The following is a 24,172-nucleotide window of genomic DNA, read 5'->3' on the forward strand; positions in this document are numbered from 1 at the left end:
TTAATCACTCTGATTAAGCGTAATTAATCAGATGCTTCGTGCTCTAATACCGCGATATTTTTATCTGATACTAGTGGGCCTGTTTGATGATGAGCATCAGTTTCATCTTCAGTAATATAGTTAAGTAAGCAACTACTGTAGTTAGCTTCCGCTTTAGCTACATGTTTACCGTCATCACTGCGGATTAAAATTGTATCACCGGCAGAGAACTCACCATGAACTTCAAGGATTTCATTACTCGTTAGTTGGTCACAGTGTTCATCTAATGGATATTCAAAGCCATCTTCAATAACTACTTCACCTTGTGCTTTTGATGTATGTGTCATCCAATGTAAGTCTTCTTCCATTGGTTTTGCATAAGGGGCAAAAATAGTACACTGGGTTTTTACCTAAAATTAATTGCTCAAATGAGTGTTCTTTGAAGCCATTAATAATATAAGTTGTGAGACCATGTGATGTTGCTTTTTCTGCAGCTTCAATTTTAGTCTGCATACCACCCGTGCCGACACTGCTGTGTGCGCCACCGGCCATATCGAAAATACTTTGGTCGATAGTATTCACATTTTTAATCATTACCGCATCGTCATTGGTGTGCGGGTTTTTGTCGTATAGGCCATCAATATCAGAACAGATAATTAACGCATCTGCATCCGCCGCTGCGGCTACCATGGCAGATAGGTTATCGTTATCGCCTACTTTTAATGCATCGGTTGTTACTACATCATTTTCGTTTACAACCGGTAAAATACCATGGTCAAGTAATGCGAAGATTGTTTCACGTACACTGTCGTAACGCTCTCTATCTTGGAAATCACCATGGGTTAATAAAATTTGTGCAGATGGGAAATCAAAGAAGCGATCCCAAGCAGCCATCATTTCGTTTTGACCGGCTGCGGCCATTGCTTTTTTAATAGGTAATGAAGGCTTGTCGATGTTACCAAAGAAGTGAGCGCCTGCTGCTACTGAGCCTGAAGAAACCAGAATCACCTCTGTGCCTCTGTCTCTACATTGTAAAATAAATTTGGCGATATGTAATAGGTAACGAGAACTACAGCCTTTTCTTTCTGGGGCTATTAGTGCACTACCAACTTTTAATACAATTCGATTCCACTTATGATTTTTCATATTTTCTCTTTTAGCTTTTTTACTGCATTACTCTTTATTCTGATGTAGACGATTAATCGCAAGAGTAAGAAGCGATTAACTGCTTTAGATAACTATGTTATGTCAGCAATTTCATAGCTCTATTCGGATAATAATATTGTTAGATTGTGTTTTAGGAACGGATGGAACTTGGAGGGGGAAGGTTTGTTGATATACGATAATTTCTCATGAGAGCCATTATTTTATGTCCTGCCTTACTAGGTTGATTCAAAGATTAATTACATAAAAAAAAGGTCTTAAATATGTAATTGCATCTAGTGTAACATATTTATAACAATTTTTTGTTTAAATTTTAGTCACAGAGAATAGACTCGTTAAATAGTCGAAAGTTCACGCTTTCTTATAAACTCACTTTTACTTACGGTACTTTTATTTTATAATTTAACGCCAATTGTCACAAACCTGTCATATGGCTGCAAGAAACAAAAAATAGTCATTGGCTATTAAACTCATTGAAACTAACAATTTTACCTATTGCGACTTTTGTCACATAATGCACCTCATGGACTCGGGGAACGAGTTCAAATAGTAAATAACCCAAACTTAATAGGAATCTCAAAATGATCAATACTAAATTGAAACCATTCAACGCAAGTGCTTTTAAATCTGGTGAGTTCGTAGAAATCTCAGAGCAAGACGTACTAGGTAAATGGTCTATCTTTTTCTTCTACCCTGCTGACTTCACTTTTGTATGTCCTACTGAATTAGGTGACGTTGCTGATCACTACGAAGAGCTACAAAAACGTGGTGTTGAAGTTTTCTCTGTATCTACTGATACTCACTTCACTCACAAAGCATGGCACGACAGTTCAGACACTATCGGTAAAATCAACTACTTCATGGTTGGTGACCAATCAGGTAACATCACAAATAACTTCAACGTTATGCGTGAAGGTCAAGGCCTTGCAGACCGTGCTACATTCCTAATCGATCCAGAAGGTACAATCCAAGCAATGGAAATCACTGCTGAAGGTATTGGCCGTGATGCTGAAGACCTACTACGTAAAGTTAAAGCTGCACAATACGTAGCTGCTAACCCAGGTGAAGTATGTCCAGCTAAATGGAAAGAAGGTGAAGAAACACTAGCTCCTTCTCTAGACCTAGTAGGTAAAATCTAAGTCTAAAAAGCTAAGCAATTTTATTATTGCTTAGCACTAAATAGACCTTAGTCAGCAAGGCTGAGGTCATTTAAAAATAGATTTTTATAAAGCCTTATTGACGAGAGAGTCGATTTTTAAATTAACCAATTTGCTTATTCACGTTTTTTGTTAAACGTGCACAAACACAGCTATAAAAAATTAAAAGGGTGGAATTATGTTAGACCAAAATATGAAGGCGCAATTAAAAGCGTACTTAGATAACTTAAAAACAGAAGTAAAACTTGTTCTTAGTCTTGATGATAGTGAAACAGCTAAAAAGCTTAAAACACTAGCTACTGATATTGCATCACTGCATGATAAAGTATCTGTAGTAGAAGATCAATCAGCAAGTACTCGTAAACCAATCATGCAAGTGGTTAACCCAACTAAAAATACTGCTATCGGTTTTGCTGGCTTACCAATGGGTCACGAATTTACATCATTAGTATTAGCATTATTGCATACTGGTGGTCACCCAATGAAAATTGATGCTGAAGTGATTGAACAAGTACGTAACCTTGAAGGTGATTTTAACTTTGAAGTGTTCATCTCTTTAAGCTGTCAGAACTGTCCAGATGTCGTACAAGCATTAAATATGATGGCTGCGATTAACCCAAGCATCAAAGCAACTATGATTGATGGTGGTGCGTTCCAAGATGAAGTTGCAGATCGTAACATCATGGCGGTACCAAGCGTTTATTTAAACGGTGAAGTATTCACACAAGGTCGTATCACATTAACTGAAATTTTAAGTAAAGTTGATACTGGCGCTGCGAAAAAACAAGCTGCAGCATTAAACGAAAAAGAACCGTATGAAGTATTAGTTGTTGGTGGTGGCCCAGCGGGTGCATCTGCAGCAATCTATGCAGCGCGTAAAGGTATCCGTACTGGTGTTGTTGCTGAACGTTTCGGCGGACAAGTAATGGATACAATGGCCATTGAAAACTTTATCTCTGTTAAAGAGACGCAAGGTCCTAAATTAGCTGCTGCTCTTGAAGAACACGTAAAAGAATATGATGTAGATATCATGAACGAACAGCGTGCTGATTCAGTCGTTGCTGCAGAAAAAACTGAAGATGGTTACATCCACGTTTCTTTAGAGAGCGGTGCAACATTAAAAGCCGTAGCGTTATCTTATCAACAGGTGCTCGTTGGAGAAAAATGAACGTACCTGGTGAGCAAGAGTACAGCAACAAAGGTGTTGCTTACTGCCCTCACTGTGACGGGCCATTATTCAAAGGCAAAAAAGTTGCGGTAATTGGTGGTGGTAACTCAGGTATTGAAGCGGCAATCGACTTAGCTGGTATCGTCGCTCACGTAACTGTTTTAGAGTTCGCTGACACACTACGTGCTGACCAAGTACTAGTAGATAAAGCTAATAGCATCGCTAATATCGATATCATTAAAAGTGCACAAACAACAGAAGTGATTGGTGACGGAACTCGTGTTACTTCACTTAAATATCTAGACCGTGTTAGCAATGAAGAGCACGAAGTTGAGTTGTCTGGTATCTTTGTACAAATCGGCTTAATGCCAAACAGTGATTTCTTAAAAGACAGCGGTGTTACTTTATCACCACGTGGCGAAATCGAAGTAAATGCAAAAGGTGAAACATCACTACCAGGCGTATTTGCTGCAGGTGATGTAACAACCGTTCCTTACAAGCAAATCATCATTGCAATGGGTGAAGGTTCTAAAGCAAGTCTAAGTGCATTTGACCACTTAATTAGAACACCAGCACCAGTAGCAAAAGTAGCTAACGTAGCTTAATTTGCAATAACAGTTTTTGTTATGGCCATTCACTAAGTGGCTAATTATAACAACAGGCCAAATACCCATGTATTTGGCCTTTTTTGTTTTTAGTTCCCTACCATTCTACTTTTGTTAACACATCATCTTATAGTCTCTTGTAAACATAATATTAGTCTGGATATATAACCTGTTGTGAACTCGCTAGTTTATTCAATAACTAATACTAATTGTATTAAATAACTGATCTAAATTTTGCGCCGGAAAAATGGCTTAGTTTGAGGCGTAAGTTGATGTAAATGGTTGTTCCCTATGCGAAACTTATTTCATCGTTGGCGGAGCACTTGGCAATACAATCAATGAGGTGTTATTCGTTGCTTGTAAACTTCTCCTAAAGAGACACTGGGCCAGACCCTGATTAAAAGTAGAAAAATTGAGCAGATAACTGTGGTTATGATATTGTAGATAAAATAATCACTTAAAATTCAGGAGGATATTTTGAATCAGCTTATTAATATTATTATTTGTATTTTCTTACCACCACTGGCGGTATTGTTGAAGTTTGGATTAGGAAAGGATTTTCTAATTAACTTAATTTTAAGTATTTTCTTCTGGGTGCCAGGGATCATACATGCGTTATGGGTAACGACTCGTTAAACACTTAAGCTTAAACCCTTTAATGTATAATAAAAAAATGCCCCAGTCACAAGATGGCTGGGGCATTTTTTGTTTCTATGATGACTACTATTATTTAATAGTGAATTTTACGTCTGCATCGCGTAATAAGTATAAAGCGAAACAGGCTGCCCACATCGGCCAAGCTGCAAAAAATAGTAAGCTATTAAACGGATCTGCATATTTTGCAAAAGCAGAAAGTGTAGAGCCGCCATGCATTAAAAATATTAGCCCGTAAGTAAAGCGCTTCTTAATGCCGGCGACAAAAGCTAATACTAACAGTAACTGCAAGGCTCCTATTAAGTAACTGATTAAGTCGCTACTCCCTAGCCCATAATATTTTTCAAATACTACAACTGAATGACCAGGATTTACAAACTTATCCATAGTCCAAACAAACATAACAATGAAAACACCCAAACGCAGTGCGAATAAGCTAGTTTGTAGGCGATCTGTTAATGCGGGTGAAAGAGATTGAGACATTAAAACTTCCTTGATTAAAAGTGCTAGATATACCAATAAAAAACCCAGCGGGAAGGCTGGGCTGTTATTAGTGCAATATATTACTTAATAGTAAATTTCACATCTTCATCACGTAGTAGATAAAGGGCAAAACAAGCTGCCCACATTGGCCAAGCAGCAAAGAACAATAGGTTGTTAAAGCCATCTATGTATTGGTTATAAGCAGATAACGTTGATGCACCGTGTAATATGAAGATTAAACCGTATGTTAAGCGTTTTTTCACACCTGCTAAGAACGCTAGAACCAATACTAATTGCACAGCGCCTAGTACATAAACCGCAATTGTACTTGAGCTTATACCATAAAATATTTCAAATACTTTAGCTGTATGACCAGGGTTAACGAATTTATCCATCGTCCACATAAACATTACAATAAATACACCTAGACGCAGAGAAAATAGAGCGCATTCCAAGCGGCTTTTAGTGTTGGTAGATAGAGTTTGAGACATTGATTTTTCCTTAGAATTTTAAAAATTTTAGTTTGGAATAATCAAAGACCTTGAAAGATTCGATTTAATTTCACAATTTTAAAATTTAATTTGAGAAAGGTTCAAAGAACCTATTTTTATTACTAATTCATCTATAGGTTGGTGGAAGTTAATGAGGAGTCGAAGTATCTAAAAGAAGGAATAGTTGCACAGCACATAAAGTGCTCGCAACTATTATTGATGTATTAAAGAGCTGATGTATGTAATTACCGACTTGCTACACAAGAACAAGTGATATTGATTGACTCTTTTTTACATCAAGGTTATTTAGCTGAACGTCTTGATGATTGGCGACGACGCCCTTTTTGTGCTTTCTTAGGTGCGTAAGCGGCATCAGAGTTAGGTACTACTAATTTAGGCTCAAACCCTTCAATAACTTCACGTTTAATAAAGTAACCTAGGTGTTGTTCAATGGCGCATAAGTTACGGAAGTCATCTCTTGAGACGAATGAGATCGCTTCTCCTGCCGCGCCTGCTCGACCCGTACGGCCAATTCGATGCACGTAATCTTCAGCTTCATCAGGTAAGTCGTAGTTGATCACACGCTCTAAATCATCAATATCAATACCGCGTGCAGCAATACCTGTCGCGACTAAGAATTGAATTTTACCTGCTTTAAACTCTTCCATTAATTGCTCACGCATCGCTTGGCTACGGCCACTATGGAAAGATTCTGCTGCAATTTCGCGTTTTTCTAACTGGCTAACTAATTTAGCTGCGCCGCGTTTTGTTTCAATGAAGATCAAAGCCTGTTGCCATTTATTCTCATGAATTAAATGACTTAATAATGCTGACTTAAACTCTTTATCGACGGTAATTAAATGTTGTGCAATTTTGGGGACAGTTACATTTTCTGGCGTAATCGAAATCTCAACAGCTTCGGTTACCGCTGTTCTTGCAAGAAAGCGCACTTGCTTCGATAGAGTGGCTGAAAACAATAGGTTTTGACGTTGCTCTGGTAACTTTTCAACGACTTTATTAATGTCGCTAATAAAGCCCATATCTAACATACGATCAGCTTCATCAATGACTAAAATCGTTGTTTCATCAAAATGAATAGCGCGACGCGTATACATATCCAATAGGCGCCCAGGTGTTGCCACTAAGATATCAACACCTTCAATTAAACGCTGTTTTTGTGGCTCGATATCAACACCGCCATACATGGCCATCGAACTGATATTGATGTGCTTAGCATAATGTTGAATGTTCTCTTCAACTTGGATAGCAAGCTCTCGTGTAGGCGTTAAAATTATCGCATGCACACGCTTAGGACGAACCATTGGCGCATCAATTAATTTTTGTAAAATAGGCAAGACAAAACTAGCTGTTTTACCAGTGCCCGTTTGTGCAGCGGCAATCACATTTTTGCCGGCTAATACTTTAGGTATCGCCTTTTCTTGAATAGGCGTTGGCGCTTCATAACCTTGTTCAGTTACGGATTGTACAATTGGGGCACTTAACCCAAGCGATGAAAATGACATACTCTTCTCTCATTAAAACAATAATGGCCAGTTAAACTGACCATTATAAGGTGATTCTATTGAACAATGGTGCTGAATCAAATCGACTCACATGACCATTTTCATTAAGGTATTAAGCTAATTTCTTTGCTTCTTCTTGACTTGCTAGGTACTCGTTATAGGTTCCTTGGAAGTCGATGACTTGTTTTTCTTTAATATCAATAATACGTGTTGCTAGTGAAGAGACAAATTCACGGTCGTGACTGACAAAAATTAACGTACCTTTAAACTCTTTTAATGCATTATTTAAGGCATCAATGGCTTCTAAGTCCATGTGGTTAGTAGGTTCATCCATCACTAATACATTGACATCTTGCATCATTAATTTACCGAATAGTAGACGGTTTTTCTCACCACCTGAACAATTACGTGCTTTTTTATTAGCATCATCATCAGTAAATAATAAGCGGCCTAAAATACCGCGCACCATTAAATCGTTATGTTTGCTGGTACGCCATTGACCCATCCAATCCATTAACGTTAAATCATTATCAAAGTCTTTTGAGCTATCCTGTGGACAGTAACCGATAGAGGCATTTTCAGACCACTTAACTACCCCTTCGTTATGTTGTAAGTCATTGACTAAACAACGCATAAAGGTCGTTTTACCGACACCATTCTCACCAATAATAGCCAGTTTAGCGCCGGCTTCTAATATGATATCACCACCGCTAAATAAAGGACCTTCATCAAAACCGTGACCTAAGCCTTCTAATACTAGTGCTTGGCGATGCATTTTTTTACCTTCATCAAACGATAAAGAAGGGTGAAGACGACTGGTTGCTTTCACTTCATCCAGTTTGATCTTATCCATTTTCTTTGCACGAGAGCTGGCTTGTTTCGCTTTAGAGGCATTAGCACCAAAACGGTTTACAAAGTCTTGTAGTTCGTCAATTTCTGCACTTTTCTTCGCATTCTCAGATAAGAGTTGCTCACGGATTAATGATGATGCTTCTAGGAAGTATTCATAATTACCCGGATAAATACGTAACTCACCGTAATCGATATCTGCCATGTGTGTACATACTGAGTTTAAGAAGTGACGGTCATGAGAAATGATAATCATAGTACAACGGCGTTTATTTAACTCGTCAGATAACCAGTTAATAGTATTGATATCCAAGTTATTGGTTGGCTCATCGAGCAATAGTAAATCTGGGTTAGCGAATAGTGCTTGTGCTAATAACACACGCAGTTTCCAACCTGGCGCAACTTGCTTCATTAAACCAAAATGAAACTCTTCTTCAATACCTGCGGCTAAAAGGATATCTCCAGCACGACTTTCAGCTGTATAACCATCCATTTCAGCAAATTCACTTTCTAGTTCACCTACTTTCATGCCATCTTCTTCTGACATCTCAGGTAAGCTATAGATGCGATCACGCTCTTGTTTTACTTTCCATAGCTCTTTATCACCCATGATCACCGCATCAATAACCGTATACTCTTCAAAGGCAAACTGATCTTGGCTTAACGTACCCATCTTGATACCTGGATCTAAAGATACATTACCTGCACTTGGCTCTTGTGCTCCGGTTAGAATTTTCATGAAGGTTGATTTTCCGCAACCATTTGCACCAATTAAACCGTAACGGTTGTAGTTACCAAATTTGGCAGAAATGTTTTCAAATAAAGGCTCAGCGCCAAATTGCATTGTAATGTTTGCGGTAGATATCAAAATCAAGATTCCATCAGTTAAGAGTAGTTTGATACGCAAAATAGCATTATCAAGCTACAGAAATATTTAGGTCGGGCAGTATACAGATTAAGCAGCGAAAATATCGAATTATGTGATTAAAAGCAGCGTTTTTTTGGTTTATTTTTAATCAGCTTTATTTATACCTTCATGATTAAACAATAATTGTAGGTTTTTATTTTAGGGGGCTTTTATTTTTAAGATTGTTAAGTAAGTATATCTAACCGATTAAAGTAATTTTTTATTGTTTTTTTTGTGGTGACTAGTACAGAATCATTGGTTGCTTTGGTGCTATTTATCATTTTTGGAAGTGGTTGGGTACTTAGCCTGATTGGTGTTGTTTTTTATCAAAGAACACGAGCTGGTTGGGCCTATATAGTCGCTATGATTGGGTTTTCTATCTATATTCCTATTGGTTTGCTTGGAGTATTAGGGCTGCATAGTGATCGTAAAGAAAGAGATGAAAAAGTGTTTCTTGAGCGGCTTGCGGCAAAAAGAGCAATGACAAGCAATAAAGTAGATAATTGAGTGATGTGAATTAAGCAAGGAGCTAAACATACACTTTATTAGTATAGCTCCTTATTTTTATTTACAAACCTTGCTGGTACTGAGCATTGGTCGACACTGGAATTAAATTAGTCACTGTGACTTCTGCTTGTTGATCACCGGCTAGGAAATCTTCAAAGTATTTAATTAACTCTGCTTTATCTTGTTTCTCTTTTGAGCCTGAACCGATATCGGTTAGGTCAATAAAGAATTCATCAAATAAGTTTGAGAAGTCTTTAATTGCTTCAAAGTTTAAAAATTGTTCGTGGTTGTAAATACTTGGGTAACCACCGAGTTGTTTATCAACAGCAAAAGAGATGCCTTTAACGTTAGTGATTGTGGTAGCTTTTTGACACTTCAACATACAACCATCTTCGATACTCGGCTTGTTACAACCAACGGTTTGTTGGAAGAAACATTGGCGACTAGTCATCATCAAAATAGGGTGGTAGATGCTGTATAGCATTTTGAAGTTAGCTGGACGTTTGATGTTTTTAATTTGATTGCGGTTAATCTCATTTGAGATAAATGCACCTGCACAGTTTAACTCTTCTTGCATGGTTAATAATGCGTAAGAATTAGTGGTGTTTAAAAACGGACCTGCTATCCATTCAATACCCATTTCAAAAGCTTTATAAGCAATACCTGTATTGTTAGTAACAATACGCTCTGGCTTTAATTCCTCTAAAATACGTACGGCTTCGATGTAATCTTTACCAATTAATACCGCTGGGAACCATGGAATGAAACGTGGATTACGAGCTAGAATATCACGTTGTTTATTACAGCGTTTTTTAAAGCTTTCAGGGAGTTTAAAGTAGATGTCTGCCTCTGTTAAGTCTCCAAGATAAGCATCCTTTTCATCACTGATCAATATGGATAGTGTTGGTTGTTCATTGAGTTTTGGATGAGATGTCAATGCAGGAATAGTCACCGCAGGTATCACTTCCTTTTCACCATTGAGGTAATAAGCGACTTTATTTTTAACGTCAGTTAACTCTTTAAAAGGAATGGTTAAACCTGAGTCTAATCTTGAGAAATCAAACTCAGCGACGTTATAACGGCTATTTTTAAAGCTTTTAAAACGCTTAGCAATGGCTTCCTCTGTAACGGCAGATTGTTCTGATTTAATTAAGTTAGAATTTGATTCTACGATAATGGTTTTTTGGTCGATAACAATTGTTACTGTAAATGGTCTATCTAACTGCCCAGAAAAACTCAGTGAAAGGTCACTTTTGTCGATCTTTAACGTAGCAACTTTTGCAGCGACCTCATCTACTATTTTGTTTTTGTCATCACGTAGAATATCTTGCGCTTCTTGGATTTGTACCACAGAAATAGCATTACTTTTTTCATTGGCATGAGTAAAGCTGTTATCGCGTGGATTATCGATAAACATATCTTTGGTTAAGTTGCCTTTTAAGAATGAATTGGTGAAGTCTCGGTTAAACACTTTATATAACGCTGAATCATCTGCTAATAATTTGCCTGTATCAACAAATTGATTGATCTGCTGACGCCAGCTATCAACCACGGTATGTACGTATTGTGCACCTTTAATACGGCCTTCAATTTTTAATGAGTCAACACCAGCATCGACTAGTTCAGGTAAGTCGAACCAAGCTGAGTTATCTTTTAAGTTAAGTGGGTATTTGTTACCTGCATTGGTTTCTTCATATTCATCACGACAGGCTTGACTGCAACGACCACGGTTACCAGAATTACCGACACTCACTGAGCTTGAGTAACATTGACCCGAAAAGGCAATACATAGTGCGCCATGAACAAAGACTTCGGTTAATACATCATTGTCGTGAGCTAATGCAGTCAGACTTTTGATTTCAGATAGATTTAATTCACGTGATAAGTTGGCGCGTGTCGCCCCGATTTTAGCAAGGAACAGTACTTGACCTTCGTTATGAGTGGTGAGCTGAGTAGAGGCGTGAATATGTAGGCTTGGGAAGAACTTTTTAACTAAGTTGAATAAGCCAAGATCTTGCACAATGATCCCATCAATACCAGTATTTACTAACTGGTTTAATAACTTAGTTAATGCAGGCAATTCATGCTCTAGGATAACGATATTTAGGGTTAGAAAAACCTCACACTGATATTCATGTGCTAATTTGATGATCCCAACTAGGTCATCAAAAGACAGGTTTGCAGCACGGTTACGAGCATTAAAAATATCTAAGCCACAGTAGATGGCATTAGCCCCTGCGATAATGGCGGCTTTAATGGCATCAACATCACCACCAGGGGCTAACAATTCAATTTTTCTACTCATTCTCTTCACCGTCTATTTAATATATTACTTTGGGCGGGAGTTTACCTTTATATCACTACATTTACTATGGCATTACATGGTGAGGTCGATTGAAAACTGGTTTAGGCACTCTTTATATATAGCCATATTTTTAATTAATAGGGTACTTTTTAAGTAAACAGGATCATTGTAAATAAATTCATCGCTTTAATTGTTGTTTTTCTACTTTTATCTCCTTTTTATTTTGATTTGTCTACTACAATGGAGGTATTCAAGGAATGAAGAACAATAGCAGCAAGGAGCAGTACATTGTTAAATACTATAGGTAAAAGCATTAGAATTAAATTATCACTATCCATTGGGTTAGTGTTTATCTCTTTAATTCTAGTTGTCGTTGCTTACAACTCTATTACCTCTAAATTAACCGATGGTATAGAAACGGAAGGGCATCGTTTTATTCCCGCGTTATCTCTTGTATTAAATGCAGATAGAGACCTGTATCAAGCTTATGTCGCACAGCTTGAGTATCTACATGAAAATGATCCCTCTTTTAAGAAAGACTTTGAAGAAAATGCTCAGCAAACAACGGATAAAATGCAAGAGTATCGGGAGTTATTATCGGGTTATCCTGAGATAATAGATAAATTAACTGGCTTTGACCTGAGTTATGACATTTGGAAAAAAGACTCTGATCAATATTTTCATTTATTTGCTCAAGGTAAAAAAGCAGAAGCAGAGGAATTACTGTTTACAATTAATCGACAACATTTCTCAGAGTTAAGGGATATTCTTGATACCGCAGGTGAGCTGCTCTATAAAGAATCTCAAGTAACAATTGATGATGTTAACGCGGAAGTGAATAGTCATAAATTTTGGTTACTATGTTTTATTATTTTTGTGGTGATTGTATCGGCAGTATTAACGTACTTAGTACCAAAAGTTTTAGTAGGTGGGATTGATGATTTAACTGCGCGTATTAAGCAAATCCGTGAAGGAGATGGTGATTTAACACAACGTATTTCTTCTCAAAGAGCAGATGAATTAGGTGAGCTTGCCAATGAATTCGATTTATTTGTAGGTAAGTTGCAGCACTTAATTGCGTTAATTAAAGAAAACAGTATTTCGTTAAATAGCAATGCAAAAGGGTTGAGAGATATGTCTGTTTCTAGCAAAGACTTGAATGTATCACAACATCAAAAAATTGAAGCTATTGCGACCGCCGTTAACCAATTCAGTGCGTCTATTCGAGAAGTCGCTGAAAATACCTTACATGCCTCGACAGCAACTAATGAAACGACTGAGATGACTAATAATGGCATGGTATTAATTGATCAGTCCGTTCAAGATGTGAAAGAGCTGTCACAATCAATACAACGAGCGAATGACGATATTACAACACTAACAGAAGAGTCGAACAATATTGCGGTGGTGTTGGACGTTATTCGTAATATTGCTGATCAAACTAACTTATTAGCACTCAATGCAGCCATTGAAGCGGCGCGTGCAGGTGAGCATGGCTCAGGCTTTGCAGTAGTTGCCGATGAGGTTCGCTCTTTGGCTAGCAAAACCCAAGAATCGACTAATGAAATTCAACAGATGATTGGTAAACTTCAAGCCGGTGTGAAAAACGCAGTGGTGTCCATTGAAGACGGCTTTGATAAAGTACACCAAAATGTAAAATCCACTGAACAAACGCAAACTATGTTCGAAAATATCAAAAACTCTACCAATTTAATTAGTGATATGGTGGCTCAAATTGCTACGGCTACTGAACAACAAGGGAATGTATCGGAGGATATTAATAGTAATTTAATAAACGTGAGTGATCAAAATAGAGAAAGCTTAGATGTTTCTGAGAAAGTCTATCAAGCATCAATTGAACTGAACGATTTATCAGAACAACTCAGTGACAATGTCATTCAGTTTAAAGTGAATTAAGCTTGTTTAAACCTTATTTTATCATATCCGTTACTTTAGTCATTGTCTGCTATTGGAGTTTAGGGCTAAACTAAGATTCGCCCAGCCTATCTATTTATAACATTAAATGGATGGGTTTCTTTCTCCATACAAGGACAAAATTATGATTCAAGTCGGTCAAAAATTACCAGCAGCAAACGTAAGCCAATTAACCGCTGATGGCATGCAATCTCATGATGTTAATGAGTTATTTTCTGCTAAAAAAGTCGTGTTATTTGCTGTTCCTGGCGCATTTACACCAACTTGTTCAGAAGCGCATTTACCAGGTTATGTAGTACTTGCTGATAAGCTGAAAGCAAAAGGTGTAGATTTAATTGCTTGTATAGCCGTTAATGATGCGTTTGTAATGAAGGCATGGGGTGAAGCACAAAATGCATCTGAATTGTTAATGTTAGGTGACGGCGATGCTAGCTTCACAAAAGCACTAGGTTTAGATAAAGATACAGCTGGATTTGGTGGCGTTCGCTCACAGCGTTATGCAATGATTATTGAAGATGGTGTTGTGACAGCTTTAAATGTTGAAGAAGCGGGTGAATTTGAAGCCAGTAAAGCCGAAACAATTTTAGCGGCTTTATAGAATTAAAATTTCATGCTGCTTGTGTAAACTTGCAGCATGATTATTGAACCGTGTTGATCCCTTTCCGATTCGTTTTACTGAACATCTATATATTGATGTAAATTAGGGAAGTAACAGACAACCTCAACACCTTCTGCTTTGGCTTGTTCAAATAGGGCTGCGTATTTCTTATCTATAAAGCTTGCTGGCTGGACGTTCTTAATTCCCGAATGTAATACTGCAAATAATAAAACACTACGGTGCCCCTGATGTTTCATCTCTATTAATTCACGTAGATGTTTTTGACCTCGTGTAGTTACTGCGTCAGGGAAATAACCATCTCCAGGTTGAACACGTTCATCCAGTAAAGTGCAACTTTTTACTTCTACATAACAGTTTGGTTTATTTTTTTGTGTTAAAAGAAAGTCGATACGGCTGTTTTCCTCTCCATATTTAACTTCCGCTTTGCAATCTTGATAACCGCACAGTGCTGGAATCTGATCTTGCTTGATTGCTTCCGCTACTAATGCATTCGCTTTAGCGGTATTCACGCAGATAAGATGTTGATCAGTAGTTAAAGTAAATTCCCAAGTGTATTGATATTTACGTTTTTTATTGTCCGAGGTGCTGTAAAAAATGGTATCGCCGGTATCGCCACAACCTGTCATTGCACCTGTGTTAGCGCAATAAATAGTGGTTTCAGACCCATCTGCTAAGGTGACATCCGCTAAAAATCGTTTGTAACGTTTGATCAAGGTCGCCTTTTGCAGGGGCGTATTAAATAACATGATTGTCTTTTTCCTAACAGTTTAGTAACAAGTTTGTGATTATCTATTTACTATTTAAATGATAATCATTACCATATAATAGTTTTAATCTATCAGCACAAGATATTATACCGATTACAATGAGTAAGTAATGCGTATTATTGTGGTTCAAACAACGGATAACATGGAGTTATTTATAATGTCTATTCAAATCGAAATCGATAAAGAAAAGCTAATGGAACTATTTGAGCTAGGTGTACTTTGCGCTGCTGATTTTCGTTGCCTTACTGCGGAGTCAAAACAAGCCGTTTCTAAGGTCTGTTTGACCAGTTGCTCGAAGCGTTTACAAACCGCCGCAGCAACTATTCCTATCTCTATTCATAAACAAACACATTGATGTATCTGTAACTGTCATAATAAGACTAAACTAATCCTATTTAATCGGTTTCTGCGATTACATTTTTTAAACAGATCACGTAAACTACGCGCTTATTTTTTATGCTCAATGTTAGGTGAATCATGATACGTCTCAACCAAGTTAAATTACCGCTGGATCACAATGAAAGTGCTTTACAGCAGTTCGTATTAACAAAGCTCAATATTACTGAGCAACAGTTGGTGAATATTCATGTTTTTAAACGTGGCTATGATGCCCGTAAAAAGAATCAAATTACCTTAATTTACACCTTGGATATTACTTTAATCGATGTTGATGAAACGGCATTATTAGCCGATTTTTCAACAGATCAAAATGTCCGTATTTCACCTAATACCGATTACCAATATGTAGCATCTGCACCAGCTAACTTACAAGAGCGTCCAATTGTAATTGGAATGGGGCCTTGTGGCTTGTTTGTGGCGTTGATCTTAGCGCAAATGGGCTTTAAGCCGATTGTACTTGAACGTGGAAAATCTGTTCATGAACGTGCTAAAGACACCTTCCGTTTTTGGCGTACTAGTGAATTAAATACTGAATCAAATGTACAATTTGGTGAAGGTGGTGCGGGAACATTCTCCGATGGTAAATTATATAGCCAAGTGAAAGATCCAGGTTTCAAAGGCTTAAAAGTTAAACAAGAATTTGTTGCTGCCGGTGCACCAGCTGAGATTATCTATGTCAGTAAACCACATATCGGTACTTACAAATTAGTGACAATGGTCGAGAAAATGCGTCGTAAGATAATCGAATTGGGCGGTGAAATTCGTTTTGAAACACGTGTTGAAGAGATCAATATGGAAGTACAGGGCGACAATAAGCAAGTGACTGGTGTGACTTTACATAACGGGGAAGTGATTAACTCTCGTTATGTAGTGGCTGCGGTGGGGCACAGTGCTCGTGATACTTTCCAAATGTTGCACGATAAAGGGGTTTACATGGAGGCTCAATCATTCTCTATCGGTTTCCGAATTGAGCATAAACAGGAGATGATTGACCAAGCGCGCTTTGGTATTAATGCGGGCCATCCTATTCTTGGTGCTGCGGATTACAAACTAGTACATCACTGTAAAAATGGCCGTAGCGTGTATAGCTTCTGTATGTGTCCGGGTGGTGTTGTGGTTGCAGCAACCTCGGAAGAACATGCCGTAGTGACCAATGGTATGAGTCAATATTCACGTAGTGAGCGTAATGCAAATAGTGCGATTGTGGTAGGGATTTCTCCGGAGGACTTTAATAACGATCCACTACAGGGTGTGGCTTTACAGCGTAAACTAGAGCGTCATGCTTATGTGATGGGCGGCAGTACCTGCACAGATGGTGGGTGACTTCTTAGCGGCTGGAAAAGGTAAGCCTTTTGAGAATGTTGAACCGTCATACAAACCTAATGTGAAAATGACCGATTTAAGTGAGGCATTACCTGAGTTTGCTATTGATGCGATTCGTGAAGCGTTACCTGCTTTTGCTAAGAAAATTCGTGGCTTTGATAGTAAAGATGCAATGTTAACAGGTGTCGAAACCCGTACCTCATCACCTGTACAAATCAAGCGCGGTGCTGATTTCCAAAGCTTAAACACACAAGGTTTATACCCAGGTGGTGAAGGTGCTGGATATGCAGGTGGTATTTTATCTGCTGGTATTGATGGTATTAAAATTGCGGAAGCTGTTGCATTAAAAATGTTAGCGGACCTGACTGGCTGAGCAAATATATAGATTGAGTAGTAACTAGCGTTGCTACTCAATGTTACTTTTGTTCCTCCCCTGATTACCTTAGCGATCCTGTTCATTTTTACTTCCTTCATAAAAACCTGTATATCTATTACCCTTCATTTTTTCAAAATCAACATGGTCATTACTGTAACAACCGTCGAATTAAGGAACTGAAATGAAAATTGCTTTATTAGATGCACTCACTTTAGGTGATAGTGATTTATCTGTATTTGATACATTAGGGGAGTTAACGGTTTATCAAACAACCGATGCCCAACAAACCGCCAAGAGGTTAGTAGGGCAAGAGGTGATCATTACTAACAAGGTGGTGATCACTGCACAACATATGGCTGAGAATCCACAATTGAAACTTATTTGTATCTCTGCAACAGGGACTAATAATGTTGATTTAGAGGCTGCGAAAAAAGCAGGGGTCGAAGTTAAAAATGTCTCTGGATATTCTACTGAAAGTGTCAGCCAAGCGACTTTCTCTCTGTTATTCCAACTGTTACATCAAAGCCGTTATTATGACCAATATATCGCAGATAAAAATGGTGCGGCAGCTCTGTATTTACTCATATTGAACGTCCTTTCTTTGAAATAAAGGGAAAGCGTTGGGGAGTGATAGCAATGGGCGAGATTGGCCAGCGTGTTGCTCAACTAGCTGCTGCTTTTGGTTGTGAGGTTTGTTATTACTCAACATCGGGTAAAAATAGCCAACAGAGTATTCCGCAGGTAGATTTAAAAACACTATTAAGCGAATGTGATGTGATCTCTATTCATGCGCCACTTAATGCTCAAACAGAAAACTTGATTGGTGCAGAGGAGTTAAAACAGTTAAAACCTGGTGCCATTATATTAAATCTAGGGCGAGGCGGCATTATTGATGAACAAGCGATGGCTACTGCTTTAGATACCCAGGACCTTTATCATGGTACTGATGTATTAGCGGTAGAGCCGATGCTTGTTGACCACCCTTATCTTTCTGTCAAAGCAGCTCATCGATTAGTTGTTACGCCACATACCGCTTGGGCAAGTGTTGAAGCGCGCGCTTGTTTAATTGAAAAAGTTGCCGGTAACATCCAAACTTTCATGAATTAATGTCAAATAAAAAGGCCCGATTTTATCACTGATAAAATCGGGCCTTTTTATTTGCGAAACACTTAGCAAGTCAGCCAGTGAATGCTACCTCCACTGCTTAACCAGGAAAGAAGATTAGTTTAATTAAGAATAAGATAGCTAGGAACCATACGCTCATGCTTAAGTCTTTTGCTTTACCACTTGCAATTTTGATCGCTGCATAAGCAATGAAACCAATTGAGATGCCGTTAGCAATTGAGAAGGTGAGTGGCATCATGATCGCAATAATCACTACCGGTGCAGCTTCAGTAATATCATCCCAGTTGATGCTCTTAAGGCCACCAACCATCAATACTGCAACGTATAGAAGCGCCCCAGCTGTTGCGTAAGCGGGTACCATACCTGCTAATGGTGCAAAGAATAATGCCAATAAGAACAATACACCAACGACTACAGCCGTTAACCCCGTACGGCCACCTTCAGCAACACCTGCAACACTTTCAATATAACTTGTTGTAGTTGATGTCCCTAAAACAGAACCAGCCATTGACGCACCACTGTCGGCTAATAACGCACGGTTTAAACGTGGTAGGTTACCGTCTTTATCAAGTAGTTTTGCTTTATCTGCTACGGCGATTAAGGTACCTGATGTATCAAATAGGTCAACAAATAGAAAAGCAAATACGATGCTGATCATACCTACGTTTAGTGCACCTGCGATATCCATTTGCATAAAGGTTGGCGCAACACTTGGTGGCATAGAAACAATACCTGCATATTGCACATCACCCATAATAAGGCCGATGATAGTCACTAATAAAATAGCAATCATGACCCCACCTTTAACGCGGAAGTGAGCGAGTGCGATCGTTGCAATAAACGCTAAAGAAGCTAGCGCCGCTGGTAGTGCTGTAATGTCACCTAAACCGACTAAGGTCGCAGGATTACCGACTACAATACCGGCGTTCTTTAAGGCAATTAATGCTAGGAATAAACCGATGCCCGCTGCAATCCCTTTACGCATCGGTAATGGAATTGAGTTAATGATCCACTCACGAATTTTGAACAAACTAAGTAAAGTAAAACAAACACCCGATAAGAATACAGCACCTAGTGCCACTTCCCAGCTGTATCCCATGTGTAGTACTACTACATAAGAGAAGAATGCGTTTAAGCCCATACCTGGTGCCAAAGCAACCGGATAGTTTGCGTATAACCCCATAATGAAACAACCTACTGCAGCAGCCAAACAAGTTGCTACAAATACTGCACCTGAATCCATTCCTGTAGCAGATAGCATTGATGGGTTAACAAAGATGATGTAAGCCATGGTTAAGAAGGTGGTGAAGCCTGCAACAATTTCTGTTTTCACATTACTGTTGTTTTCGCTCAGTTTAAATAATTTTTCTAACATAATTTTTCCGTTACTAGCTAGTGTGAAGGTCTGGTTCCGTGAGACCTATAAAGTTAAAAGTTGAGTGTAAATTTTGGTAAGCGCGTAGAATAACCGATTTTAATCTGAGTGTAATTACATTATTGAACGGGACGAGTTAATTTCAGTAAGTTGTTATCGCCATTATATTAAATAAGTGCGCTAAATTTTGTATGGAAAATATGGTTTAGTTTAAGGTATAAATGTAGGTAAATGGTTGGTATTAATAAAAAACTGGCCGAAGCCAGTTTTAAAAAAGGGGGGGGAAGTGTTATCAATAACGCTTATTCTTCTGCTGCTTTGTGATTCATTGTTGAATCTAAACGAATGCCTTGGTCATTGATATCTACGTTAATATTCATACGTGTATCGTAATCTTTTAGGAACATCGCTTCTTCAGGAATAATTTCACCCGCTAGTTCAACGGCATCGGCGATTGGTGTTAAAATTTTCTTAGTATCAAAGGATAGTTGGTATAAGCCTTCTGCTGATAATGTTTCGAGCGATAGCTTTTCAGCTTCTTGTAACCCTTTATTACCATTGTAGATAACAAAGTGGTCACCTTTAATCGCCATTTGAGGATCTAAGTTTAATCGTGCAGAAATAGGTATTACTTTATTAAGTGATACTGCTGGGCCATTATTAGTCAAATCAATTTGTTGTAAGTCAGGAACAAACAGTTTAATCGAGTTAAACAAGGCAACTGGATTTTTAACATGAACCGCCAATAATGCATCCAAACTTTCTAAGTGAGGCTGGTCATTATTTTGTGATACTGAATAATCAAAGATTGCACTGCTAATACCTTTCACATCAGCAGCCATACTTGATCCCATACCTAACATTGCTAATGATTCTCCACTCGCATCTATTTGATATTGAATATCTGCTAACGGCTCGCATTGGAAACGAGGGGTTTTTAAGTTCGCCCAAATATCGGTTAACGCACTAGATAATTGACTAACATCTAAACCAATTGAGGTTGCGATGACATTATCATCAAAGTTTTGCGTGTAGTTAGGGATATAACCACGTAATGTTTTTAGTGCATTTAAGATTGGTTGGTTTTTACTTTCAAGTACCGCTGCAAAGCCTAATGTTGATTGTTCCTTGTTGATGTCCATTTGTGTGTAACCAAAAGCAGTACGAGGCCAATTTTGTGCTATTCCGCGTAACTCTTGTTTACAAGCTGCGCTGTGTAACAATTGGAAGGCCGTGTCTTCATCTTTAGTCAATTCTGTTAGCTGCCTAGCTAATTGGTTATCATCTTCGCTGGTGAGACCTTTGATGATCTCTACGTGGTTAATAAAACCTACGCTGCTATCGGTAAACTGGTGTTGTTGGATAATATCTTCGAGGATATGTGTATCAGCTAACGACTTGCTCGGTTTTTTTAATCCTAATGCCATTGCCAGTAAATCATCAGATACAAAACTACTTTGTAGGGTGATTGTTAACACCCCTTTAGATTGTGCAATGATTAGGTTAATTGGCTCACCTTTGTCATCTTCAACTATTGGATAAACTCGATATTTAAGCCCATTTAATTCACTTTCAGTATGCGTAAAGCCAGTCTCTTGTTCGTTTTTGTCTAAGAGGTCCCAAATCGCTTGTGGATTAGCAACCTCTACTTTGAGTACAGGTAATAAGCCTAGAGTATACATATAAGCACGTATTTCATCTGCTAAACCAAAGTTACTAGCCAGTAAATCAGCATCTTTTAAGCTATCTTCATAGGTGCTTAGTAAATTGGTTAAAAAGTGTATTGAAGGAGACTCTTCACCGTATAAAGGTTCGATATGTATTGGGTGTTTCGGGTCAATCAGGTTAGGTGCTGAAGCGATATAGTCTTTAATAGGAAACGGTGTTAATTGACCTGTAAAAAACGGCGTATCAGCGGGTACGTAACTCAGTACATTATCACTTTCGGCTTGCTGCTGGTATAAGTATGCAGAAGCACCCGCGGCAATCACCGCAATAGGAATTAATATTTTTTTCACAGTTGAAACTCCATAATCTATGACGAACAAAGCGACGAAATAAGGCGCGCTTTATAAAAGGCTTTATACCCTTTGTAATTGACCCTTCAGTAAGTACAAGGGGAGTAATATTATGTATAAGACGAGTAACTGGTTGGTCAGCTAAATTAGGCATTTGTTCATTCCAATATCTGACTTTTTGCTTTTTTCTCAACCCTTTGTGTATTAAGTTTTAGGGTATCTTAAGTCTTTTAAATTAAAGCCCAGTTGGATATCTTTTTTCAGAGAAACCAGTTGTTTAGAGAGTATCGCTTCCTGTTGCTGTTGTTGCACTTTTAATAAACGTTTATCACTGCTATTTGCAATGTCAAACATAGCTTGCAAGCTAGCGTGCTCCTGTAATAAAGCCATAGCCCCTTTATTGCCGACCCCTTCAACACCTTTAATATTACTGCTGCTAATACCAGTAATTGCCCAGTAGTCTGTCAGTTGATCTCATTTTCATGCCTAGTTTGTGCTCCACATAATAACTATCCATGTGAAGAGATTGAAAATAATCATAAATACTGGTGTAAGCATTAAGTAACTGATAAAAGCCTTTATCTGTTGATACAATTGTACAACGTTGTTGGCGTGCTGTTACCTTGTGTGCCAGAGTTGCAATTAAATCATCCGCTTCATCTTGCTCAGTTACTAATGACTCAATGCCCATTTCATAAAAGGCATCCTGAATATGCGGTAAATAAGCTTTTAAATCACTGGGGATGGGTTTTCTACCTTGTTTATATTCGGGTAGTAACTGATGACGCCAACTAGCTTGGTGACTATCAAAAACGCAAATCACATGACTTGGATTATGTGCCCTTAATAACTTTTGTAACGCATTACAGGCAGTGTTATTAGTGGCACTTAGTGCAAACTCTGCTTTGGCATTCTGTTTCTCTTGAATGGCGTAGATACGACGAATTAGGTTCATCGCATCTATGATTAATAAAGAGGCACTCATCTTAAGTGTTGATCTTATAACAAGGAGTGTAAACAGTGCCAGGTAGCTTCATACGACCTTGGTCAATAAAGCTTTTTAATAACTTATCTACTCTTAACATTAACTCTTTTTCTCCAGTGAGTAGGAAAGGTCCATTCTCTTCAATGGACTTAATCCCTTCATCTTTTACATTACCGCCAACAATACCAGAAAATACACGTCGTAAGTTCGAAGCAAGTTGTTCTTTAGGTTGATCATGGTGTAACACTAAGTTTGCCATATTTTCATGGTTGGGAATAAAAGGTTCTTGAAAGGTATGATCTATTTTTAGTGTCCAATTAAAGGAGTAAGCATCGCCAATGGCTTTACGGTACTCCTTGACACGGCGCATCGATTTTTTAATGACTTTTGCCACAGTCGACGCATCATCAATAATGATTTGATAATGCTCTTGAGCTTCAGCGCCTAGGGTATGCACAATGAATTCATCAATGGCTTCAAAGTAATCTGCGCTACCTGCTGGGCCAGTTAAAATGATTGGCAAAGGCTGGCGTTTATTTTCCAGGTGCATCATGATCCCAAGAATATATAACAACTCTTCAGCTGTCCCCGGACCACCTGGGAAAATAACAATACTATGGGTAAAGCGTACAAAAGCTTCTAAGCGTTTCTCAATATCCGGTAGGATCACCAGTTCATTAACGATTGGATTTGGTGGCTCTGCAGCAATAATACCTGGTTCAGTTAACCCCACATAACGACCCGGTGCAACACGTTGTTTCGCATGACCAACAGCAGCCCCTTTCATAGGACCTTCCATGGCGCCTGGCCCACAACCAGTACAAACATTAAGTTCTCTTAAACCAAGCTGATTACCCACTTCACGGGTGTAAGAGTATTCAGTTTTATCAATGGAGTGACCGCCCCAACAAACCACCATATTAGGGTCGATACCAGCCTTTAAAAGATGAGCATTACGTAAAATAGAAAAGACTAAGCTGGTGGACTCTTCACTCTTTAATTTTGTGGATTGATGGGGTTGTAGTTGAGTATTAACATATAAAATATCACGCAAGACTGAGAATAAGAGATCTTGCATCCCTTTAATTAATTCACCATCAATATACGCATCTTCAGGTGGATTAATTAGCTCTAGAATAACGCCACGCTCTTGATGTAGGACGTTAATCTGAAAGTCTTTATGTTTTTCAAGGATCTCTTTACTGCTATCGGTATGGCTGCCGGACTTTAATACGGCTAACGAACAGTTTCTGAATAGTTGATAAGTTTCGCAAGAGGCGCTGTATTTTAGTTGGTTAACTTCCAGTTGAGAAAGTAGCGCCATACTGCCAACGGGGCTGATATGTGAAATCATAGCTTCTCCTTTTTTAACTCATTAAGATTAACTGAGTTAGCTGGAGAAGCCACGTAAAACTCTTGTTTTTATTGTAAATAATTGAAATAAAACAGGCTATGTCG

General features: G+C 38.3%; 19 protein-coding genes and 3 pseudogenes. 10 read left to right on the forward strand and 12 right to left on the reverse strand.

The features are described 5' to 3' along the window. Nucleotides 1-23 precede the first annotated feature (23 nt). Nucleotides 24-1,125, reverse strand: a pseudogene (proB, locus tag ACLKL2_RS16045) (glutamate 5-kinase). Between the two features lie 599 nt (nt 1,126-1,724). Between proB and ahpC the strand changes: the two are divergent. The 3 genes and pseudogenes from ahpC (at nt 1,725) to ACLKL2_RS16060 (ending at nt 4,709) form a co-directional block, all read left to right on the forward strand. Continuing rightward, nucleotides 1,725-2,282 carry an alkyl hydroperoxide reductase subunit C gene (gene ahpC / locus ACLKL2_RS16050; protein ID WP_413692456.1) on the forward strand — a complete coding sequence of 186 codons (558 nt, stop codon included), beginning with the start codon at nt 1,725-1,727 and terminating at the stop codon, nt 2,280-2,282. A 196-nt stretch (nt 2,283-2,478) separates the two neighbouring features. Further along, nucleotides 2,479-4,073, forward strand: a pseudogene (gene ahpF, locus ACLKL2_RS16055) (alkyl hydroperoxide reductase subunit F). Between the two features lie 477 nt (nt 4,074-4,550). After that, nucleotides 4,551-4,709: a YqaE/Pmp3 family membrane protein gene (locus ACLKL2_RS16060; protein ID WP_113818064.1), complete on the forward strand. Its 159-nt coding sequence runs from the start codon at nt 4,551-4,553 to the stop codon at nt 4,707-4,709. A gap of 90 nt (nt 4,710-4,799) precedes the next feature. Here the strand turns inward: ACLKL2_RS16060 and ACLKL2_RS16065 are convergent, their stop codons facing one another. From ACLKL2_RS16065 to ACLKL2_RS16080, 4 genes are all read right to left on the reverse strand, one after another. Continuing rightward, nucleotides 4,800-5,210, reverse strand: coding sequence for a hypothetical protein (locus ACLKL2_RS16065; RefSeq protein ID WP_413692457.1), 411 nt, complete (start codon nt 5,208-5,210; stop codon nt 4,800-4,802). An 80-nt stretch (nt 5,211-5,290) separates the two neighbouring features. Next, complete coding sequence (locus tag ACLKL2_RS16070; RefSeq protein ID WP_113818062.1) at nt 5,291-5,701, reverse strand: hypothetical protein; 411 nt, start codon at nt 5,699-5,701, stop codon at nt 5,291-5,293. 302 nt (nt 5,702-6,003) lie between these two features. Continuing rightward, a complete protein-coding gene (locus ACLKL2_RS16075) occupies nt 6,004-7,224 on the reverse strand; it encodes a DEAD/DEAH box helicase (RefSeq protein WP_413692458.1) in 1,221 nt (406 codons plus the stop codon). 112 nt (nt 7,225-7,336) lie between these two features. Beyond that, the gene (locus ACLKL2_RS16080) at nt 7,337-8,941 is read right to left on the reverse strand and encodes an ABC-F family ATPase (RefSeq protein WP_413692459.1); all 1,605 of its coding nucleotides are present in this window, start codon (nt 8,939-8,941) and stop codon (nt 7,337-7,339) included. A gap of 273 nt (nt 8,942-9,214) precedes the next feature. Between ACLKL2_RS16080 and ACLKL2_RS16085 the strand changes: the two genes are divergently transcribed. Further along, entirely contained in the window at nt 9,215-9,487 is a 273-nt protein-coding gene (locus ACLKL2_RS16085; RefSeq protein ID WP_413692460.1) for a hypothetical protein, read from the forward strand. 61 nt (nt 9,488-9,548) lie between these two features. Here the strand turns inward: ACLKL2_RS16085 and ACLKL2_RS16090 are convergent, their stop codons facing one another. Next, nucleotides 9,549-11,792, reverse strand: coding sequence for a peptidase U32 family protein (locus tag ACLKL2_RS16090; protein ID WP_113818058.1), 2,244 nt, complete (start codon nt 11,790-11,792; stop codon nt 9,549-9,551). A gap of 288 nt (nt 11,793-12,080) precedes the next feature. On the opposite strand from ACLKL2_RS16090, the gene ACLKL2_RS16095 reads away from it, so the two are divergent. Next, nucleotides 12,081-13,709, forward strand: a complete 1,629-nt coding sequence (locus ACLKL2_RS16095; protein ID WP_413692462.1) for a methyl-accepting chemotaxis protein — start codon at nt 12,081-12,083, stop codon at nt 13,707-13,709. 142 nt (nt 13,710-13,851) lie between these two features. Next, nucleotides 13,852-14,325, forward strand: coding sequence for a peroxiredoxin (locus ACLKL2_RS16100; protein WP_113818056.1), 474 nt, complete (start codon nt 13,852-13,854; stop codon nt 14,323-14,325). A 74-nt stretch (nt 14,326-14,399) separates the two neighbouring features. Here ACLKL2_RS16100 and sfsA read toward each other — a convergent pair whose 3' ends face one another. Beyond that, nucleotides 14,400-15,092: a DNA/RNA nuclease SfsA gene (gene sfsA, locus ACLKL2_RS16105; RefSeq protein ID WP_413692463.1), complete on the reverse strand. Its 693-nt coding sequence runs from the start codon at nt 15,090-15,092 to the stop codon at nt 14,400-14,402. A 130-nt stretch (nt 15,093-15,222) separates the two neighbouring features. Here sfsA and ACLKL2_RS16110 point away from each other — a divergent pair, with 130 nt between their 5' ends. The 4 genes and pseudogenes from ACLKL2_RS16110 to ACLKL2_RS16125 all read left to right on the forward strand — a co-directional run bounded on the left by ACLKL2_RS16110 (nt 15,223) and on the right by ACLKL2_RS16125 (nt 18,318). Next, complete coding sequence (locus tag ACLKL2_RS16110) at nt 15,223-15,468, forward strand: hypothetical protein (RefSeq protein ID WP_413692464.1); 246 nt, start codon at nt 15,223-15,225, stop codon at nt 15,466-15,468. Nucleotides 15,469-15,590: 122 nt separating this feature from the next. Then, a pseudogene (locus ACLKL2_RS16115) lies at nt 15,591-17,208 on the forward strand (NAD(P)/FAD-dependent oxidoreductase). A gap of 184 nt (nt 17,209-17,392) precedes the next feature. Continuing rightward, entirely contained in the window at nt 17,393-17,821 is a 429-nt protein-coding gene (locus tag ACLKL2_RS16120) for a hypothetical protein (RefSeq protein WP_413692465.1), read from the forward strand. A 26-nt stretch (nt 17,822-17,847) separates the two neighbouring features. Beyond that, nucleotides 17,848-18,318 carry an NAD(P)-dependent oxidoreductase gene (locus ACLKL2_RS16125; RefSeq protein WP_413692466.1) on the forward strand — a complete coding sequence of 157 codons (471 nt, stop codon included), beginning with the start codon at nt 17,848-17,850 and terminating at the stop codon, nt 18,316-18,318. A 97-nt stretch (nt 18,319-18,415) separates the two neighbouring features. Here ACLKL2_RS16125 and ACLKL2_RS16130 read toward each other — a convergent pair whose 3' ends face one another. From ACLKL2_RS16130 to ppnN, 5 genes are all read right to left on the reverse strand, one after another. After that, entirely contained in the window at nt 18,416-19,711 is a 1,296-nt protein-coding gene (locus ACLKL2_RS16130) for an NCS2 family permease (protein ID WP_413692467.1), read from the reverse strand. Nucleotides 19,712-20,013: 302 nt separating this feature from the next. Further along, nucleotides 20,014-21,729: a hypothetical protein gene (locus ACLKL2_RS16135; protein WP_413692468.1), complete on the reverse strand. Its 1,716-nt coding sequence runs from the start codon at nt 21,727-21,729 to the stop codon at nt 20,014-20,016. A 204-nt stretch (nt 21,730-21,933) separates the two neighbouring features. Then, nucleotides 21,934-22,197, reverse strand: coding sequence for a 5'-3' exonuclease H3TH domain-containing protein (locus ACLKL2_RS16140; protein ID WP_413694347.1), 264 nt, complete (start codon nt 22,195-22,197; stop codon nt 21,934-21,936). Then, a complete protein-coding gene (locus tag ACLKL2_RS16145; RefSeq protein ID WP_413692469.1) occupies nt 22,166-22,714 on the reverse strand; it encodes a hypothetical protein in 549 nt (182 codons plus the stop codon). The genes ACLKL2_RS16140 and ACLKL2_RS16145 overlap by 32 nt, the downstream gene beginning before the upstream one ends. A 1-nt stretch (nt 22,715) precedes the next feature. After that, complete coding sequence (gene ppnN, locus ACLKL2_RS16150) at nt 22,716-24,068, reverse strand: nucleotide 5'-monophosphate nucleosidase PpnN (protein WP_413692470.1); 1,353 nt, start codon at nt 24,066-24,068, stop codon at nt 22,716-22,718. Between the last annotated feature and the right edge of the window lie 104 nt (nt 24,069-24,172).

The sequence above is a fragment of the Psychromonas sp. KJ10-2 genome, assembly GCF_047323255.1.
In the GTDB taxonomy this organism is placed as follows: Bacteria; Pseudomonadota; Gammaproteobacteria; order Enterobacterales; family Psychromonadaceae; genus Psychromonas.

Coding starts and splice junctions, on each gene's coding strand:
- sfsA (WP_413692463.1), bottom strand. CDS start 15,092: ATGTTATTTAATACGCCCCTGCAAAAGGCGACCTTGATCAAACGTTAC.
- ahpC (WP_413692456.1), top strand. CDS start 1,725: ATGATCAATACTAAATTGAAACCATTCAACGCAAGTGCTTTTAAATCT.
- ACLKL2_RS16125 (WP_413692466.1), top strand. CDS start 17,848: ATGGGCGAGATTGGCCAGCGTGTTGCTCAACTAGCTGCTGCTTTTGGT.
- ACLKL2_RS16070 (WP_113818062.1), bottom strand. CDS start 5,701: ATGTCTCAAACTCTATCTACCAACACTAAAAGCCGCTTGGAATGCGCT.
- ACLKL2_RS16110 (WP_413692464.1), top strand. CDS start 15,223: ATGCGTATTATTGTGGTTCAAACAACGGATAACATGGAGTTATTTATA.
- ACLKL2_RS16130 (WP_413692467.1), bottom strand. CDS start 19,711: ATGTTAGAAAAATTATTTAAACTGAGCGAAAACAACAGTAATGTGAAA.
- ACLKL2_RS16065 (WP_413692457.1), bottom strand. CDS start 5,210: ATGTCTCAATCTCTTTCACCCGCATTAACAGATCGCCTACAAACTAGC.
- ACLKL2_RS16075 (WP_413692458.1), bottom strand. CDS start 7,224: ATGTCATTTTCATCGCTTGGGTTAAGTGCCCCAATTGTACAATCCGTA.
- ACLKL2_RS16090 (WP_113818058.1), bottom strand. CDS start 11,792: ATGAGTAGAAAAATTGAATTGTTAGCCCCTGGTGGTGATGTTGATGCC.
- ACLKL2_RS16100 (WP_113818056.1), top strand. CDS start 13,852: ATGATTCAAGTCGGTCAAAAATTACCAGCAGCAAACGTAAGCCAATTA.
- ppnN (WP_413692470.1), bottom strand. CDS start 24,068: ATGATTTCACATATCAGCCCCGTTGGCAGTATGGCGCTACTTTCTCAA.
- ACLKL2_RS16145 (WP_413692469.1), bottom strand. CDS start 22,714: ATGAGTGCCTCTTTATTAATCATAGATGCGATGAACCTAATTCGTCGT.
- ACLKL2_RS16120 (WP_413692465.1), top strand. CDS start 17,393: ATGAAAATTGCTTTATTAGATGCACTCACTTTAGGTGATAGTGATTTA.